Here is an 18,766-nt window from a genome sequence, read left to right as displayed (position 1 = left end):
CCGCCGCCCCTGCGTCCGGAGCGGGTTCTGTCACGCCGGGCTCAACGGCCACACCGGAGTTTGTCACCTCCCGGACAAAGTGGGAACACTAACCACGGCAAAGGTTTCCGGAATCCGATTTGTGAACCGAGACGGTATCTTCGCGCCCCTTCCCGTTGTTAGCGTGATCAACCGGCACGCGGGAGGAGAACACCGATGACGGCGCTCGTTTCCTGGTGCTTCCGCCGGGCCGGCGTCGTGATCGCGCTGTGGCTGGTGGCGCTGGGCGGGCTGGTGGCCGCCGCGGCGCACACCGGCGCGGCCTTCCGCGACACGGTGGACCTGCCCGCCGCGGACAGCACGGCGGCGGCGAACCTGCTGCGCGCTTTCGGTGCCGGTAACGCCGGGGAACGTGTCGTCGTCCGCTCGGAGGACGGCCCGGCCGACAGCGGCGCGGGCCGCGTCCGGCTCGACGCGCTCGCCGCCCGGCTGGCAGCGGTGCCGCACGTCGTGTCCGTCGATCCGCCGCCCGGCCGGCTGTCCGCCGACCGGCGGATCGCGGTGCTCACCGTGCGCTTCGACGCCCCGGCCGCCGACCTCGGGCAGGGGACGGCCGACGCGCTGGCCGCCACCGTCCGTGACGCCGAGGGCCTCACCGCCGGCGTTTCCGGAGAGCTCGCCGCGATGACGGCCGCCGCGCCCGACCTGGGCAACGCCGGGATCGGCCTGCTCGCCGCGGCCGTCGTGCTGCTGGTGGCCTTCGGTTCGCTGGCCTGCGTCCTGCTCCCGGTCCTGACCGCGGCGGTTTCGGTCGGCTGCGCCCTGGCCGCGGTGACGCTGGTGTCGCACGTCATGACCATGCCGAAGATCAGCACCGAGATCGCCGCGCTGCTAGGGCTCGGTGTCGGCGTCGACTACGCGCTGTTCGTGCTGACCCGCTACCGGCAGGGCCGCCGGGACGGTGCCGGGCCGGCGGCGGCGCTGGCCGTCGCGGCCGCGACCTCCGGCCGCAGCGTGGTCTTCGCCGGCGTCACCGTGTGCGTCTCGCTCGCCGGGATGCTCACCGTCGGCCTGCCGTTCCTGGACGGGATCGCGGTCGCCGCCGCGGTTTCGGTGCTGCTGACCGCGTTCGCCGCCCTCACCCTGCTGCCGGCGCTGCTGCGGCTCCTGGGCCGCCGGATGCGCCTGCGCCCGGACGGCAGCGCGGGCCGGTGGGCCCGGCTCGCGGGGTCGGTGACCGCGCGGCCCGGCCCGTACACCCTGGCCGCCCTGCTGGTCGTGGCCGTGCTCGCGCTGCCGATGACCGGCCTGCGGCTCGGCGTGCCGGACGCCGCGTCCGACCCGCCCGGCAGCGTCACGCGGACCGCGGCCGAGCTGCTCGAGGAGGGCTTCGGCCCGGGCGCCGACACGCCGTTGCTGGTGGTCGGGACCGGCGGCGGCGATGCGGTGGGCGCGCTGCGGGAAGCGCTGCTCGCGAGCGCGGACGTCGGCCCGCCCGCCGCCCTGCCCGGCGGAACGTGGCTGCTGACGGTGCTCCCGCGGACGGGCCCGAGCGATCCGGCCACCGGCGATCTGCTCGCGTCGACGCGGGTGATGGCCAGGGTCATCGGCAGCCCGGACGCGCACGTCGGCGGGGTCGTCGCGGCCCGGGCCGACTTCGCGAAAGCGATCACCGCGCGGCTGCCGTTGTTCCTCGCCGCCGTCGTCGGGATTTCGGTCCTGCTGCTGGCCTGGGTGTTCCGCAGCGTGCTGATCCCGCTCACCGCGGCGGTGATGAACCTGCTGACCGCGGCCGCCACGACCGGCGCGGTGGTGTTCGCCTTCGGCGGCCCGATCGAGCCCTACCTGCCCGTGTTCCTGTTCGCCGGGCTGTTCGGGCTGTCGATGGACTACGAGGTCTTCCTCATCGCCCGGATCCAGGAGGCGTGGCGCCGCCACGGCGATCCGCGGGCCGCCATCGTCGACGGCGTCGCGGCGACCGGCCGGACCATCACCGCGGCCGCGCTGATCATGGCGCTGGTGTTCGTCTCGTTCGCCTTCGTGGACGCCCGGGTGGTGCGCGAGGCGGGGGTCGGGCTGACCGTCGCCGTGCTCCTGGACGCGGTCGTGGTCCGGTGCGTGCTCGTCCCCGCGGTGATGGCCCGGCTCGGGGCGGCGAACTGGTGGTTCCCGCGCCGGAAGGCCGTGGCCGGCGGCGAGCTGGTGGGGAGCACGCGATGACGCGGCGCACCCTGTTCGTGCTCGCGCTCGGCGCGTTCGTCACGACGCTGGACAACACGATCGTCGCCGCGGGCGCGCCGTCCATCGCCCGCGACCTCTCGCTCGACGTCGGGGCGTTGCAGTGGATCGCGCTGGGGTACATGCTCCCGTTCGCCGGGCTCCTGCCGGTGGCCGGCGCACTGATCGACCGCTGGGGCCGGCGCCCGGCCCTGACCGGTGCCCTCCTCGCGTTCGGGCTCGGCGCGACGGCGGGTGGCCTGGCGGGTTCGGCGTGGCTGCTGGTCGCCGCCCGGGTGCTCCAGGGGCTGGCCGCCGCGTTTCTGGTGCCGGGCCTGCTGAGCCTGCTGCGGACCAACCTCGACGCGCGCGGCCGGACGCTCGGCGCGGCGGTCTGGACCGCCTGCCTGGCGGCCGCGCTGGCCCTCGGCCCCGCGCTGGGCGGTGTCCTGAGCGAATACTGCGGCTGGGCCTGGATCTTCTTCGTCAACCTCCCGTTCGTGGCCGTGATGCTGGGCCTGCTGCCGGGGACCGTGCCGCCCGGCCGCGGGGGCGGGACCCGCGCGCCACCGGCGTCGGCGATGTTCCTGGTGACGGCGAGCCTGGTGCTGCTCACCACCGCGCTGGCCGAACCCCGGCTCCGGATCCCGCTGCTCGCCGCGGGGACCGCGGTCGGGGTGGCGTTCCTCGTGCGGGAACGGCGGGCGGCCGACCGGCTGGTCCCGCCGGCGCTGACCGGCAACCGGGTGTTCCTGGGCTCGCTCGGCCTGCAGCTGCTGTGGGGACTGGGGATCTCCGGGATCTTCTTCTTCACGCCGTTGCTGCACCAGGAGTTCCTGGGCCTCGGCCCGGCCGGCGCCGGGCTGCCCCTGGTGCTGGTCGCGGTGGCGGTCGTGGCCGCGACGCCGCTGGTGCCGGCGGCCGTCGCCCGCCACGGTCCACTTCGGACGGTGGCGGCGGGGCTGGCCGTGGTCGGTGCGGGACTGCTCGCCCTCGCCGCGGTGAACCACGTCCCCGCGCTGTGGCCGCGCGTGCCCGGCCTGGTCCTGATCGGCGCGGGCTCGGCCTTCACCGTCCCGATGACGTCGCACGCGCTGGAGGTGGTGGAGCGGCGGTATTCCGGCACGGCGTCGGGATTGCTCACCGCGGGCCGGGAATTGTCGAGCGCGCTCGGCGTGGCGCTGATCGGCGCGGTGCTGACGTCGGTGCGCGCGGCGCGGCTCGAAGCGGGCGTCCCCGCCGGAGCGGCACTGGCCGGCGGGTACACCGCGGGCCTGCTCGTCGCGGCCGGGCTGACGTTCGCCGGCGCGCTGCTGGCCGTGCGCGTGCCGGGCACCCGGCCCGCCGAGACCTCGTCGCCGCGTGACAAACGTGCGGTGCCCTGACCCGTTTCCCCGTGAGTATCGGAGATTGAATCGTTGACAACCGCACCGGCGCGGTTATTCACTGCGCCGGTAAACGCTCTCTGCGAGGATGCATGGAAACCATTTCCCGGCCGGTTCCCGTCACCGGTGCGCCCGTCGACGGCGGCGAGTCCTTCGCGACCCTGCTGGGTCACTGGGCGCGCCGGCTCGGCGATCGGATCGCCGTGACCCACCTCGACCACCGCGACGGCGGCGACGGCCGGGCGGTCACGCTCACCTGGCGCGAGCTCGACCAGCGGGTCGAGGCGGTCGCGGCCCGGCTGTCCGAAGTGGCCGGTCCGGGGGAGCGGGCGGCGGTGCTGGCCGGGCAGTCCGCCGGCTACGTCGTCGCGTTCCTCGGCGCGCTGCGGGCGGGACTGGTCGCCGTGCCCCTGTTCGCACCCGGCCTGCCCGGGCACGCGGGCCGGCTGGCCGCGGCACTCGCCGACTGCGGCCCGCGGGTCGTGCTGACCACGGCCGGGGAAGGCGAGGCGGTCACGAGGTTCCTCTCCGGTTGCGCGGTCGACCCGGCGGTGGTCGACGTCGACGCCGTGCCGCCGGTCGAGCCCGGGGCGCACGACTGGCCCGAGCCCGATCCCGACGCCCCGGCCTACCTGCAGTACACGTCCGGCTCGACGCGCTCGCCCGCCGGGGTCGTGCTGACCCACCGCAACGTGCTCGCCAACGCCCGTCAGGCGTGCGCGGCCTACGGCGCCGAGAGCGGGACCACGTCGGCGGTCAGCTGGCTGCCGCTCTTCCACGACATGGGCCTGATCCTCGGCATCGGCGCGCCGATGGCCGGCGGGCTGGAAGCGGTCCTGATGGACCCGCTGGCGTTCCTCGAACGGCCCGCGCGCTGGCTGCGCGCCCTCTCGGCCAGTCCCGGCGCGATCAGCGCGGCGCCCAACTTCGCCTACGCCTACTGCGCTTCCCGCGTCACCGAGGACGAGAAGCTCTACCTCGAGCTGAGCCGGGTCGTCTCGCTGATCAACGGCAGCGAACCGGTGCTGCCGGCCACGATCGCCAAGTTCCACGCCGCCTTCGCCGGCTGCGGGCTGCGGCCGGAGGTGCACCGCTCCTCCTACGGCCTGGCCGAGGCCACCGTGCTGGTTTCCGTGACGGACGCGGGAAAACCGCCCCGGCAGGTCACGTTCGACCGGGCCCGGCTCGCCGCCGGATCCGCCGTGCCGGCCGCCGCGGGCGCGGCCGCCACGACGCTCGTCTCGTGCGGTCACCCGGTCGGCCAGCGGGTGCGGATCGCCGACCGGGTGACCGGGGAGCCCGCCGAGCCCGGCGAGGTCGGCGAAATCCGGGTCAGCGGCCCGAACGTCGGCCGCGGCTACTGGGGCCGGGCCGAAGCGTCGGTGGCCGCCTTCGGCCTGCCCCCGCTCGATCCGGACACCGGTGAGGGCTGGCTGGCGACCGGCGACCTCGGCGTGGTGTTCGACGGCGAGCTGTTCGTGACGGGCCGGCTGAAGGACCTGGTCGTCGTCGACGGCCGCAACCACTACCCGCAGGACATCGAGCAGACCGCCGAGGAACACCCGGCCGTGCGGCCGCACTCGGCCGCGGCCTTCGCGATCGACGGCGGCGACGGGGAAGCCGCGGTCGTCGTCCTGGAACGGGCGAAGAACACCGAAGCCGACGTCACCGAGGCCGCTGCGGCCCTGCGGGCGGCGGTTTCGGCCGGACACGGGCTACGCCTGCACGACGTCGTCTTCCTGGCGCCGGGCGAGGTGCCCCGCACCTCCAGCGGCAAGATCAGCCGGGCCCGGTGCCGGGAGTCCTATCTGGACGGTGTGCTCACCGCCCGGCGGCTCGGATGAGCGCGCCGGACGCCGCGGCGATCCGCGCCTGGCTGCTCGCGCGCCTCGGCGACGTGGACGTCGACCGGCCGCTGCACGAAACCGGACTGTCCTCGAGGGACGCGGCGAGCCTGGCGGCCGACCTGGGCGAGTTCACCGGGCGCCCGCTGTCGCCGACCCTGGTGTGGCAGTACCCGACGATCGCCGCGCTCGCCGGCCACTTGTCCACTGTGGATTCCGAGGTGGCGTACGTGCCGCTACCGGAGGACGGCGAGCCGATCGCGGTCGTCGGCCTCGGCTGCCGGCTGCCCGGCGGGATCGAATCCCCGGAAGCGTTCTGGCGCTTCCTCGACTCCGGCGGCGACGGCATCGGCGACGTCCCCGAAGGCCGCTGGGAGACCTTCGCCCCGGTGGAAGACCTCGCCGGCGTGCCGTCGCGCGGCGGGTTCCTCGACGACGTCGCCGGGTTCGACGCGGCGTTCTTCGGCATCACCCCGCGCGAAGCCGAGGCGATGGACCCGCAGCAGCGGATCCTCCTCGAGGTCGTCTGGGCGGCGCTGGAGCACGCGGGGATCCCGCCGGCCACGCTGCGCGGTACCCGGACCGGGGTGTTCGTCGGGCTGTCGGCCACCGAGTACGGCTCGCTGACGATGACCGACGTCGCGGGGGTCGACGTCTGGTCCGGGACCGGCGCGGCGGCGAGCATCGCGGCGAACCGGCTGTCGTACCTGCTCGACCTGCGCGGGCCCAGCCTCACCCTGGACACCGCGTGCTCGTCGTCGCTGGTCGCGGTGCACCAGGCGGTGCAGAGCCTGCGCCGCGGCGAGAGCGAGACGGCGCTCGCCGCCGGGGTGAACGTCCTGCTCTCGCCGGGCATCACCGCCGGTTTTCACCGGGCGGGGGTGCTGGCCGCGGACGGCCGCTGCAAGCCGTTCGACGCCGGCGCCGACGGGATCGCCCGCGGCGAAGGCTGCGGCGTGGTCGTGCTGAAGACGCTGCGGGCGGCGCGGCGGGCCGGGGACCGGGTGCTGGCGCTGATCCGCGGCAGTGCGGTGAACTCCGACGGCCGGTCCAACGGCCTGACGGCCCCCAACCCGGACGCTCAGGCGGCGTTGCTGCGCGACGCGTACGCCACGGCCGGCGTCGATCCGTCCTCTGTGGACTACGTCGAGGCGCACGGGACCGGCACGCCGCTGGGCGATCCGCTGGAGGCGGGTGCGCTGGCGACGGTGCTCGGGGCGGGGCGTTCGCCGGGACGTCCGCTGCTGCTGGGGTCGGTGAAGAGCAACCTGGGCCACCTCGAAGGCGCGGCCGGCATCACCGGGCTGGTGAAGGTGGTGCTGGCGATGACGCACCGGCGGCTGCCGCCGAGCCTGCACTTCCGCGAGCCGAACCCGCACATCGACTTCACCGGGTTGCGGGTGGTGGCGTCGGGGACGGACTGGCCGCGGTATTCGGGAACGGCGCGGGCCGGGGTCTCGGCGTTCGGGTTCGGCGGGACGAACGCGCACGTCGTGCTGGAGGAGTGGCCGGCGGCGTCGTTCCCGCCCCGGGCCGGTGCCGGTGGGCCGCGGGTGTTCGCGCTTTCGGCCCGGTCGGCGGAGGTGCTGCGGGCACGGGCGGGTGAGCTGGCGGACTGGCTGGCGGACGGTGCGGTGCCGCTCGACGCGGTCGCCTCGACGTTGGCGCACCGGCGGGAGCACCTGCCGGTGCGCGGGGCGGTGGTCGGGGATAGCCGGGGTGAGGTGGTCGAGGCCCTGCGGGGCTTGGCCGACGGGCGCGGTATCGCGGGCGGGGCCGGTGGTGCGGATGGGCCGGTCGACGTGGCCGGGGGAATCGGCACGGCCGGTGGCTTGTCCGGTGGCCCGGGTGGGGTCGGCGGGGCTGGTGGCGCGGCCGGTGCGGGCGGTGGTGCAGGTGGGTCGGTCGGCGTGGCCCGTGGGATCGGTGCGGCCGGTGGCCCGGGCGGGAGCGGTGGCGCGGCCGGTGAGCGGGGGGTCGTCTTCGTCTTCTCCGGCTATGGCTCGCAGTGGTCCGGCATGGGCCGCCTGCTGCTGCGCTCCGAACCGGCCTTCCGGGCCGAAATCGAGGCGCTCGATCCCGTCTTCCGGGCCGAAGCCGGGTTCTCGCTGCGCGAAGCCCTCGAACACGAGCTTCCCGACCTCGCCGCGACCCAGCTCGCGCTGTTCGGCGTGCAACTCGCTTTGGCCGCTCTCTGGCGCGCGCACGCGGTGACTCCCGCCGCCGTGCTCGGGCATTCGATGGGGGAGGTCGCCGCCGCGGTCGAGGCCGGGGCGCTCGATGTCGCCGGTGGCCTGCGGGTCATGGCCGCCCGGGCGCGGCTGCTCGCCGAGCTCGACGAACGCGGGGGCGGGGCGATGGCGCTCGTCGAGCTTTCGCCGGCCGAGCTCGCGGAATTCCCCGACGTCACCATCGCCGTGTACGCCTCGCCGACCCAGTGCACCATCAGCGGGGCCGCGGACCGCGTCGAGGCCGTGGTCGCGCACGCCGAACACCTCGGCCGGCTCGCGAAACGGCTGCCGGTCGGGGGTGCCGGGCACTCCGCCGCCGTCGAGCCGCTGCTCGGCCCGTTCCGCGCCGCGGTAGCGGGGCTGACCCCGGCCACGCCCGGAATCCGGTGCTACAGCAGCGTCCACGACGAGCCGCCCGCCTTCGACGTCGAGTACTGGGCGGCGAACCTGCGCCGGCCCGTGCGGTTCAGCCAGGCACTGGCCGCGGCCGCCGACGACGGGCACACCGTCTTCGTCGAGATCTCGCCGCACCCCGTCGCGCTGGCCGCGATCGAGCAGTCCGGCGGGCTCGGCCTGCCCTCGGCGAGCCGCCGGATCGACGAGCGGACGGCGTTCCTGACCAGCCTCGCCCGGCTGCACGTGCTCGGCGGTGACAACCGGAGCTTCGCTCCGAGCCGGAGTGGCCATCCCGGCGTGCTGGCCGCCCGGCCGCAGCTGCCGCCGGTCGAGCTGCCCGGCCCGGTCTGGCGGCACGAACGCTTCTGGCCGCGCCGGACCGTCCGCACCGGCGGCGCCCATCCCCTGCTCGGGGTCCACATCGAAGACCCCGGCGGCGGCCACCTGTGGCGGGGCGACATCGGCATCGCCGCGGTGCCGTGGCTGGCCGGCCACACCGTCCGGGACGTCCCGGTGTTCCCGGCCACCGGTTTCCTGGAACTCGCGCTCGCCGCCGCCGGTCCGGGTGGTCGCGTCCACGACCTCGAACTGCGGGAAGTCCTGCCGCTCGGCGACCACACCGAGGTGACCACGACGCTCCGCGGCACCGAATTGAGTGTCCACACGAGATCCGGGCGGTGGGTCCGGCACGCCACCGCGCGGATCGGCACCGGCGGCACACCGTCGGCGCCCTTCGGGGAAACCGCCGGGGAGCCGGTCGACGTCTACCGGGCGCTGGCCGAGCTGGGGCAGTCCTACGGCCCGGCCTTCCGCGGCCTGCGCCGGGTGACGGCCTCGCCCGGCCGCGCGTCGGCGTCGATCGCGCAACCGGAAGCCGACCATCTCGCGTACGTGCTGCACCCGGCGCTCGCCGACGCCTGCCTGCACGCGCTGGCCGCGGCCGTCGGCGACGCGGATGCCCTCTACCTGCCGCTCAGCGTGGCCGAGGTGGTGGTCGCCGGCGACCCGCGACGGGGCGTGCGGGTGGACGCCGTCCTGCGGGAGTCCGGCGACGGCGTGCTCGGCAGCGTCCAGCTGGTCGACGCCGGCGACGTCGTCCTGGTCGAATTCCGCGACGTCTACTGCCGCCCCTACCGCGACGCGGCGCTGACGCGGCTGCTGTTCGAGGCGGCCTGGCAGCCGGCGCCGCTGCCCGCCGCACCGGAATTGTCGGTGCCGGCCGGTAGTGTGGAAAACGGGGGGCGCCCCCGCGGGCCAAGGCGGGCGCATCGCTGGATCGTGCTGTCCGACGGCGATCTCGGCGAGCAGTTCGCGGGTGAGGACGTCCGCACCGCCCGCCTCGGCGACCGGCCCGAGCTGGCGAAACTGCTGCGCGACGGTGAACCGACCGCGGTCCTCGCCCTGCTCGGCGGTGAGACCGAGCCGGATCCGGCTCGCGGGGCGCGGCTGGTCGAGACCCTGGCCGGCGTCGTCGCCGAACTGGCCGAACTGCCGGTGGCGCCCAGGTTGTGGCTGGCGAGCGCCGGAGCGCACGCCGTCGAGCCCGGCGAGCGGGGCGATCCCGGGGTGGCCGCCTTGCGCGGGCTCGTGCGCGTGCTGGCCTTCGAGCACCCCGAGCTGCGGGTGAGCCAGGTCGACGGCGGAGCGGACCGGCTGCGGGACGAGGTCCGCGCGGACGGCCCGGACGACGAAATCGCCTGGCGTGGCGGCGTGCGGTACACGCGGCGCCTGATCCGGCCCGCCGTGGGTGACCCGGTCCGCGAGCCGGTCCGCGACGGCGCGTACATCGTCACCGGCGGCCTCGGCGGCCTGGGCCTGGCCGCGGCGAAGTGGCTGGCGGCGCGGGGCGCGACGCGGCTGGTGCTGAACAGCCGGCACGCCGCCGACCCCGGGCCCGGTGAACCGGGCGTCGACATCCGGGTGGTACCGGGCGACGTCGCCGCTCCGGGCACGGCCGAGACCCTGGTCGCGGCGGCCGTCGAAGGGGGCGTGCCGCTTCGCGGGGTGCTGCATGCCGCCGGCGTCCTGGCCGACGGCGCCGCGATCAGCCTCGACGGCGACGCGCTCGAAGCGGTCTGGCGGCCGAAGGCGCTGGGCGCGTGGCGGCTGCACGAAGCGACGGCCGGCCACGACCTCGACTGGTGGCTGGTGTACTCGTCGGCGGCCGCGCTGTTCGGATCGCCGGGCCAGGCCGCGTACGCGACGGCGAACGCGTGGGCCGACGCGCTGGTCGCGTGGCGCCGCGCCCAGGGCCTCCCGGCCGCGACGATCGGCTGGGGCGCGTGGGGCGAGGTGGGCGCGGTGGCCGGTTCGGCCAACCCGGTGCTCGAGCCGCTCGGCACCGAGGAAGCGTTGTCGGCATTGGACTTCGTGCTGGCGCGCGACCGCGCCGCGACCGGGGTGGCGCGGGTGGACCCGGGGACGGTGCTGGAGCTCTTCCCCAGGCTGGGGGAGCGGCCGTTCTTCACGCTGTTCGGACCGCGGGCCGCATCGTCCACATGGGACGGACTGGACGCGCTGCGCGGCGCCTCACCGGAGGCCGCCCACGCGGCGATCGCTTCGCACCTGGCGGGGTTGGTCGCGGACCTGCTGGGGTTGCCGGAGATCGACCGGACGGTGCCGCTCACCCGGCTGGGGCTGGATTCGCTGTCGGCGATGCGGGCGCGCGGCGCGGTGGAACGGGACTTCGGCCTGCCGCTGCCGATTCCCCTGCTGCTGCGGGGGGCCAGCTTGACGGAGCTTGCCGGGAACCTGGCCGAGCAGGCGGGTTTCGGGCCTGCTGCGTTGGCGGCTGGTGATCCACGGGGCCTCGCCGGACCCGCTGTGTCGGCGGTTGCCGGGCAGGCGGCCTCCGCCGGACCCGCTGCGCCGGCGGAGGCCGGTCCCCGGCACCTCCTCGGCCGGACAGCGCCTGCTGCGCCAGCAGTCACCGGGCCGCGGGATCCCGCCGAACGCTGGGTGGCCCGGCACTGGCGGACCGTCCTCGGCGGCGCCGAACCCGGCGTCCACGAGCACTTCGGCGGCGACCCCGCGCAGGCCCGGCAGCTGCGGGCGATCTTCGCCGCGCACCTCACCGCCGTCCCGGAGCAACACCGGCTCTTCGCCACCCCGACCGTCGCCGGGATGGCCGATCTCCTGCGGGCCGAGCTCGAAGGGCACGGTGGCGGCCCCGTGCGGCTCCTGCGCGATGGTGTCACCGGGCCGCCCGTCTTCCTCTTCCACCCGGCCGGCGGCACCGCGAGCGTCTACCGGGAACTCGCCCGGCTGCTCCCCGAAGGGCCGCCGGTCTACGCGTTCGAACGCCTCGACGAGCAGCACACCGTCGAAGGCAAAGCGGCCCGGTACGCCGAGCTGATCCGGGACATCCAGCCGGCGGGCCCCTACCGGCTGGGCGGCTGGTCGTTCGGCGGCTGTCTCGCTTACGAGACCGCACGTCACCTGAAAAACGCCGAACTCGTCTTCCTCATCGACACCATCCTGCCGCTGCCCGCCACGGGCACCGCGGCCGACGCACTGCTCGACCGCTTCGACCGGTTCGCCGGCCACATCTCGCGGACCTACGGCGTCCCCTTCGACGTGCCCCGCGAAGAACTGGCGAGGCTGGACGAGGACGCGCAGATCCGCTGGGTCATGGCCAAGCTCGCCGAGCAGGTGCCGGACCTGGGCGCCGGCGTCCTCAAGCACCAGTACGAGTCCTATGTGGACGCGCGGGTGGCCGAGCGGTACACGCCGGAGCGCTACGACGGGCGGGTGGTCCTGCTGCGCGCCCAGGATCCGCATCCACTCACCACCGCGCTGGACCCGCGGTACCTGCGCACCGACGACGCCCTCGGCTGGGACGCCCACTGCGGCGCCCTCGAAGTCGTGCGCGTTCCCGGCGACCACGTGTCGATGATCGATCCACCGCACGTGGCCGTGCTGGCCGAGCGGCTCGGGGCGGTGGTGCGGTGATGGACGAGCTGACCCCGACCACCGCCTTCCGGATCGCCGATCTCGCCGCCCGGCAGGACGAAGCCGTGCGGATCGCCGAAAAGCGGGCCGTCGACCGGCAGCACGCCAAGGGGAAGCTGACCGCGCGCGAACGGATCGGGCTGCTGCTGGACCCCGGGTCCTTCGTGGAGGTCGACCAGTTCGCGCGGCACCGGTGCGCGGAGTTCGGGATGGACGCGAACCGGCCGTGGGGTGACGGTGTCGTCACCGGGCACGGCACCGTCGACGGGCGGCAGATCTGCGTGTTCTCCCAGGATTTCAGCGTCTTCGGCGGCAGCCTCGGCGAGGTCTCCGGGGAAAAGGTCCTCAAGCTGATGGACCTGGCCATGACCATCGGCTGCCCGGTCGTCGGGATCAACGACTCCGGCGGCGCCCGGATCCAGGAAGGCGTCGTCTCGCTGGCGTACTACGCCGAACTCGGCCGCCGCAACGCCCATGCGTCCGGCGTCGTCCCGCAGATCTCGATGATCATGGGCCCGTGCGCCGGCGGCGCGGTCTACGCGCCGGCCATCACCGACTTCACCGTGATGGTCGACGACACCTCGCACATGTTCGTCACCGGCCCGGACGTCGTGCACGCCGTCACCGGTGAGCGCGTCACCGCGCAGGAACTCGGCGGGGCGGCCGTGCAGAGCGAGGTCGCCGGCAACGCCCACCACCGCGCCGCCGACGAACAGGACGCCGTCGACTGGGTGCAGACGCTGCTCGGGTACCTGCCCGCGAACAACCTCGACCCCAGGCCCGCGTACGCCGACGAAACCAGCCCCGGGCTCACCGCCGCCGACCTCGAGCTCGACCGGCTGGTGCCCGACTCGCCGCACCAGACCTACGACATGGCCGAGCTGATCCGCCGGCTGGTCGACGACGGCGAGTTCACCGAAGTGCACAGCGCCTTCGCGCCCAACATGATCTGCGCCTTCGCGCGGGTGCAGGGTCACACGGTCGGCGTCGTGGCCAACCAGCCGCGGCACCAGGCCGGCGTGCTGGACATCGACGCGTCGGAGAAGGCCGCGCGGTTCGTGCGCTTCTGCGACGCCTTCTCGATCCCGCTGCTCACCCTGGCCGACGTGCCCGGCTACCTGCCGGGCACCGAGCAGGAACGCGGCGGCATCATCCGCCGCGGGGCCAAGCTGATCTACGCCTATTCCGAGGCGACCGTGCCGAAGGTGACCGTGGTGGTCCGCAAGGCCTACGGCGGCGGCTACGCGGTGATGGGCTCGAAGCACCTCGGCGCCGACGTCGTGCTGGCCTGGCCCACCGCGGAGATCGCGGTGATGGGTGCCGAAGGCGCGGTCCGGGTGCTTTACCGGCGCGAGCTGGCCGGGCTGCCGCCGGAGGAACGCGAGCCGGCCCGCCGGCGGCTCACCGACGAGTACCGCAAACGCCACGGCGGCCCGTACCTGGCCGCCGAGCGCGGTTACGTCGACCAAGTCGTCACGCCGTCGCAGACCCGCCTCCAGGTGGCGCGGGCCCTGCGGATGCTGCGCACCAAACGCCAGAGCCTGCCGGCCCGGAAACACGGGAACATCCCCCTCTGAGGAGTCCATATGAAGCGGATCGCCTTGCTGGCGCTGTCCGTCGTCCTCCTGACCGCCGGTGCCGGCGTGGCGCCCGCCCAGGCGAGCCCGGCCGTGGCCGACGACGGCGCGAAGGTCGTCCAGGAGACCTGGGTGGACGCCCGGACCGTCGACCTGCAGATCAGCTCGCCGGCCCTGGGCACCACCGGGATGGTGCGGCTGATCGTGCCCTCCGGCTGGGCCGCGCAGCCCACGCGGACCTGGCCCGTGCTGTACCTGCTGCACGGCTGCTGCGAGCCGGTCGACTACCGCTCGTGGGACCAGTTCACCGACGTCAAGGCGTTCACCGCGGCCAAGGACGCCCTGGTCGTGATGCCGACGGACGGGGCGGCGGGGATGTACACGAAGTGGTGGAACTTCGGCCTCTGGAACACCCCCGACTGGGACACCTTCCACACCGCCGAAGTGCGCCAGATCGTCGAGCGCGGCTATCGCGGCGGCACGCGCCGCGCGGTCGCCGGGCTGTCGATCGGCGGGTACGGCGCGATGGCGTACGCGTTCAAGCACCCGGGGATGTTCGGTGCGGCCGCGTCCTACAGCGGGGTGCCGAACACGCTCTACCCGGGGCTGCCGGTCTGGATCATCGGCATCCTGGCGCGCGCCGGGGTCTACAACTACCTCAACCTCTGGGGTGATGCGTTCGGCCTGCCGGCGATCTGGTCGGCGAACAACCCCTACGACCACGTCGACCAGCTGCGCGGCACCGCGCTCTACGTCTCCTGCGGCAACGGGCAGACCGGGCCGCTCGACCCGCCGGGGCAGGCGGACTTCCTGGAGTCGACGGCGGAGATGTCGTCCCGCAGCTTCACCGACCGCCTGCGGACCGCCGGGATCCCGGCGACCGTCGACTACTACGGGGCCGGCACCCACAGCTGGCCGTACTGGCAGCGGGCCCTGCACCAGTCCTGGCCGGTCCTGGCCGGCGCACTCGGCCTCCCGGCCTGAGCGCATTCCCTTTCCCCGATGGAGGTTGTGGTGAAGCATGCCCGATGTCGCGCCGTGCTTTCGGCGCTCCTGACCTGCTGCCTGGTGGCACTGGGCGTCGCGGCCGCGAGCCCGCCCGCCGGCGCGGCACCCCTGCTGCCCGGACCGTTCGACGACTCCTTCTACACCCCGCCGTCGCCACTGCCGGCCGGGAAACCGGGTGACGTCATCCGGTGGCGTCCGGCGGTGCCGCTGCTGAACGCGCTCAACGCCGACGCCTGGCAGGTCATGTACCTGTCGACCAACGCGCTGGGGAACCGGAACGCGGTCACCGGGACGATCCTCGTGCCGAAGGGCGTGGACCCGGCCAAGGCGCCGATCGTCGGCTACGCGGTCGGCACGCAGGGCCCGGCGTTCAAGTGCACGGCGTCCAAGGCGATGGAACGCGGCACGCTGTACGACCAGCCCGCCATCAACGACTCGCTCTCCAGCGGCTACGCGGTCGCGGTGACCGACTACGAGGGCTATTCGCCGGCGACCGTGCCCACCTACATCACCGGGCAGTCCATGGGACCCGCGGTGATCGACTCGGTGCGGGCGGCGCAGGAGCTGCCGGCCACCCGGCTTTCCCAGGGCGCCAAGGTGATCTTCCAGGGTTACTCGCAGGGCGGCGGTGGATCGATGTGGGCCGGGGAGAAACAGCCCACCTACGCTCCCGAACTGAACGCCGTCGGCGTCGTCGCGGGTGGGGTGCCGGCCGACCTGACCGAAGTCGCGAAGGGCCTCGACGGCTACCTCGGCTTCGGGTTCCTGGCCTTCGCCGCGGTCGGGCTCGATGCCGCGTACCCGGAGCTGAGGCTGGATTCGTTCCTCAACGACACCGGTCGCCGGCAACTGGCCGACGCGAAGAAGAACGCGTGCACGGCGGAACTGCTGCTGAACTACTCCTTCAAGAAGATCAGCGACTTCACGACGTCGAACCCGCTCGGGACACCGCAGTGGCAGGCGCGGCTGGCGCAGAACAAGCTGGGCGCCCACCCGCCGCGGGTGCCGGTGTTCCAGTACCACGCGAGCACCGACGAGATCGTCAACACCCCGCAGGCGGAGGCGCTGCACCGGGCGTACTGCGCGGCCGGGGTGCGGGAGCAGTGGACCACCTATCTCGCCGAACACGCCACCGGAATCCTGGCCGGCAACGCGGATGCGCACCAGTGGATCGTGAAGCGGTTCAACGGCGAAACCGCGCCTGCGAACTGCTGATCCGGACGCAGTGAATGACTCATTCCTGACGTCCGACGCCAGGAATGAGTCATTCACTGCAGCGGGCCGGGATCAGACCTTGCCCGCGACGAACCCGGCCGCGTCGTTGGCCTGGTTGCCGTAGCTGAGGTGGGCCAGGATGTTGGTGCCGCCGAACTGGCAGATCGGGTCGCCGAGGGCGCAGTAGTCCTTGGTGCGGCTCTGGTAGGTGCCGGTGACCGAACGGCCGATCGCGCGGATCGGGTTGCCGAACAACACGATGGCCGCGATCCGCGGCGCCAGGTCCGCGGGGATGGTGGCGACGATCGGGCCGCCGACGACGGCGCCGTCGCTGCTGATGCCGATCGAGTTGTCGACGACGTTGGCGCCCTGGGAGTAGCCGACGAGGACGAACCGCTGGGACGGGCAGGCCGCGGCCTGCGACCGCACGTGGTTGACCAGGTCGGTGTTGCCGCGCTGCACCGACGCCGGTTCGCCGAGGTCGGCCGGGTAGTCGACGCGGTAGCTGCTCACCGAGCGCGGGCGCAGCCGGCTCTGCACGGCCGAGAAGACCGGGTCGCCGACGATGAGACCCAGCGTGCCGGGTTCGCCCGTGCCGCGAGCCACCGGGACGTCGATGTCGGTGCACGGCGCCGCCGAAGCGACCGGCGCGGCGGCCACGGTGAGCCCGGCGACGGCGAAGCCCACCGCGGCGGCGGCGGAAAGCAGGCGTTTCTGGGGGACGCGAATCATGGCTGATCACACCTCATTGTGGGAAAAGGGGTCGGCAAGCGCTTTCCGTGGGGGACGGAAATGCATGCGGCGCTTGCGGTGATCGCAGCGTCGCAGTGGTTGCCGAACCCGGCAAGAGGTGATTTCCCGGTGCGCCGGGAATTGTTCAGCCGGTGACAAACGGTCCGGTGTGGACGCTCAGATGGCGCACTGCCCGGCCGGGTGCTGGCGGTCGAGGCGCTCCAGCAGCGCGGGGTCCAGCCCGCGCAGCGCGGCCATCACGAACCCGGCCGCCAGCTCGCCCGCGGCGATCGGGTCGAGCCCGGGGGAGTGGGACACGTGCATCGCGGCCCGCCCGACCAGGCCGACCATCATCGCCCCCAGCAGGTCCGCGCCGGGGCCGACCGGGCGCCCGTGGGCGAGCAGGTGGTCCCGGACCTGGCCGACCACGTGGGTGGCGATGGAGTCGGCCAGCGCGCGGCGCTCGTTCGACATCTCGTCGACGGCCGAGTCGAACAGCAGCCGGAAACTCTCCGGGTGGGCGCCGGCGTAGGCGAACATGGCCATCACCGACAGCCGGACGCGCTCCTCCAGGGGGCGGTTGTTCGCCGTTTCGTACGCGCTGATCACCCAGGCCCGCAGCGCGGCGACCTCGCGCCGGACGGTGGTGCGGAACAGGGCCGCCTTGTCGCCGAAATGCGCGTAGAGGGTGGGCTTGGTGGAGTCGGCGCGGTCCGCGATCAGCCCCATGGTGGCCTGGGCGTACCCCCGCTCGGCGAACACCGCGCGGGCGGCGTCGAGCAGCTCGTCGTCGGTGGGCCGGGCGGCCGGGCTGCGGCGAGCGCTGGATCGATCAGGAGGACTCTGCCGGCTCATGGAGGTGTACTGTAACGGCTCCTTGCTTTACTGTCCGGTAAAGCACGCTCCGTGAGATCCGGGGCTTCGCCCCGGGCCGGGGGCTCCGCCACCCGGACCCCCGAAAGAGTTGCGATCGCCGTCCCCCGGTGGAGGAACCCTGGTGTCCCGCGACAGTGCCCGTCAACCCGTCCCCGCTCCCCGGGACGCCGGCGACGAGGTTCTCCGGCGCAAAGAGCTCGCCGCACTGATGCGTCCGGCGCTCCCGGCGCTGGTGGACGGAATCGTCCGGGAGGTGCTGCGGGCCGTCCCCGTCTACGCCCGGCCGGGCGACGGGACCTACGGCCGCAAGACCCGGCACGGCGTCGAGTGCGCCGTCGCGCTCTTCGTCGACCTCGTCGAGGATCCACTGGCCTCGCGCGACCGGCTGTACGAGACGTGCCGCCGGCTCGGCGCGGGCGAGGCACGCGAAGGCCGCACCCTCGACGACCTGCAGGCGGCCTATCGCGTGGGTACCCGGGTCGGCTGGCGCTGGATCATGCGGCTGGGCCGGCGGCACCGGCTGTCCTCCGCGGTCATGGCGCAGCTGGCCGAGATGCTGTTCGGCTACGCGGACGAGCTCGCCCGGATGCCGAGCCGAGGGCACCGCGAGGCGTGGGCGGAGCTCGAGGGCACCCGGGCGGGCCTGCGGCGGCGGTTGCTGCGGCTGCTGACCGGCCCGGGCACGATCCCGGACGCGGTCCTCGCCGAGCTCGCGTCGGCGGCGGGCTGGCCGGTGCCCCGTGAGGTGGCGGCGGTGGCCGCCGAGACGACGGTGAGCACTTCCTGGGGCTCCGACGTCCTCGCCGACCTCGACTCCGCGCAGCCGTACCTGCTGGTGCCCGCCCCGGTCGACGCGCGGACCCTGACGCGGCTCGGCACCCGTGTCGCGGTCGGGCCGCCGACGGACCTCGGCGCGGCGGCGCACTCCCTGCGCTGGGCGCGCACCGCGCTGCGGCTGGTGGCGGACGGCGCGCTCCCGGACGCGCCCGTGACCTGGTGCACCGACCACCTCACGGACCTGTGGCTGCTGTCGGACTCGCCCCTGGCCGAGCAGGTCGCCCGGCTGGAACTAACCCCGCTCGGGCAGTTCCCGGAGCGGACCCGCCGCCGGCTGGGCGAGACCCTGCTGTCCTGGCTGCAGAACGGCGGCAACTCCGAGAAGATCGCGGTCGACCTTTCGGTGCACCCGCAGACCGTCCGCTACCGCGTGCGTCAGCTCAAGCAGGCCTTCGGTGCGCGCCTCGACGACCCGGACGCGCGGTTCGCCATGCAGGCCGCGCTGCGGGCGTCGGGCCTGCGGGTCACCCGGAACGAGTTCTCCTCTCCCGACGAGTAGCCGGCTTCCCGGCTCGGCT

10 protein-coding genes are annotated in these 18,766 nt (G+C 74.2%); 8 read left to right on the top strand and 2 right to left on the bottom strand.

The window, feature by feature from the left end; genetic code table 11:
• The first annotated feature begins 195 nt into the window (after positions 1 to 195).
• The 7 genes from AB0F52_RS17945 (at position 196) to AB0F52_RS17915 (ending at position 15,803) form a co-directional block, all read left to right on the top strand.
• Positions 196 to 2,199, top strand: a complete 2,004-nt coding sequence (locus AB0F52_RS17945; RefSeq protein ID WP_360171600.1) for an MMPL family transporter — start codon at positions 196 to 198, stop codon at positions 2,197 to 2,199.
• Complete coding sequence (locus AB0F52_RS17940) at positions 2,196 to 3,581, top strand: MFS transporter (protein WP_360171597.1); 1,386 nt, start codon at positions 2,196 to 2,198, stop codon at positions 3,579 to 3,581. Before AB0F52_RS17945 ends, AB0F52_RS17940 begins: the two co-directional genes overlap by 4 nt.
• A 92-nt stretch (positions 3,582 to 3,673) precedes the next feature.
• Entirely contained in the window at positions 3,674 to 5,425 is a 1,752-nt protein-coding gene (locus AB0F52_RS17935) for a fatty acyl-AMP ligase (protein ID WP_360171594.1), read from the top strand.
• Complete coding sequence (locus AB0F52_RS17930; RefSeq protein WP_360171591.1) at positions 5,422 to 12,003, top strand: SDR family NAD(P)-dependent oxidoreductase; 6,582 nt, start codon at positions 5,422 to 5,424, stop codon at positions 12,001 to 12,003. Before AB0F52_RS17935 ends, AB0F52_RS17930 begins: the two co-directional genes overlap by 4 nt.
• Positions 12,003 to 13,580, top strand: coding sequence for an acyl-CoA carboxylase subunit beta (locus AB0F52_RS17925; protein WP_360171588.1), 1,578 nt, complete (start codon positions 12,003 to 12,005; stop codon positions 13,578 to 13,580). Before AB0F52_RS17930 ends, AB0F52_RS17925 begins: the two co-directional genes overlap by 1 nt.
• Before the next feature lie 9 nt (positions 13,581 to 13,589).
• Positions 13,590 to 14,564, top strand: coding sequence for an alpha/beta hydrolase family protein (locus tag AB0F52_RS17920; RefSeq protein WP_360171585.1), 975 nt, complete (start codon positions 13,590 to 13,592; stop codon positions 14,562 to 14,564).
• A 30-nt stretch (positions 14,565 to 14,594) separates the two neighbouring features.
• Positions 14,595 to 15,803: a lipase family protein gene (locus tag AB0F52_RS17915; protein WP_360171582.1), complete on the top strand. Its 1,209-nt coding sequence runs from the start codon at positions 14,595 to 14,597 to the stop codon at positions 15,801 to 15,803.
• Between the two features lie 72 nt (positions 15,804 to 15,875).
• On the opposite strand, the gene AB0F52_RS17910 is transcribed toward AB0F52_RS17915, so the two are convergent.
• Together AB0F52_RS17910 and AB0F52_RS17905 are read right to left on the bottom strand one after the other, a co-directional pair.
• Positions 15,876 to 16,535: a cutinase family protein gene (locus AB0F52_RS17910; RefSeq protein WP_360171579.1), complete on the bottom strand. Its 660-nt coding sequence runs from the start codon at positions 16,533 to 16,535 to the stop codon at positions 15,876 to 15,878.
• Between the two features lie 177 nt (positions 16,536 to 16,712).
• On the bottom strand, positions 16,713 to 17,390 hold the full coding sequence (locus AB0F52_RS17905) for a TetR/AcrR family transcriptional regulator (RefSeq protein WP_360171576.1): 678 nt from the start codon (positions 17,388 to 17,390) through the stop codon (positions 16,713 to 16,715).
• Between the two features lie 142 nt (positions 17,391 to 17,532).
• Between AB0F52_RS17905 and AB0F52_RS17900 the strand changes: the two genes are divergently transcribed.
• The gene (locus AB0F52_RS17900; RefSeq protein ID WP_360171573.1) at positions 17,533 to 18,747 is read left to right on the top strand and encodes a helix-turn-helix domain-containing protein; all 1,215 of its coding nucleotides are present in this window, start codon (positions 17,533 to 17,535) and stop codon (positions 18,745 to 18,747) included.
• Positions 18,748 to 18,766 lie beyond the last annotated feature (19 nt).

The organism is Amycolatopsis sp. NPDC024027, from assembly GCF_040638975.1.
In the GTDB taxonomy this organism is placed as follows: Bacteria; Actinomycetota; Actinomycetes; order Mycobacteriales; family Pseudonocardiaceae; genus Amycolatopsis.
This window is presented reverse-complemented; position numbering and strand designations above follow the sequence as displayed.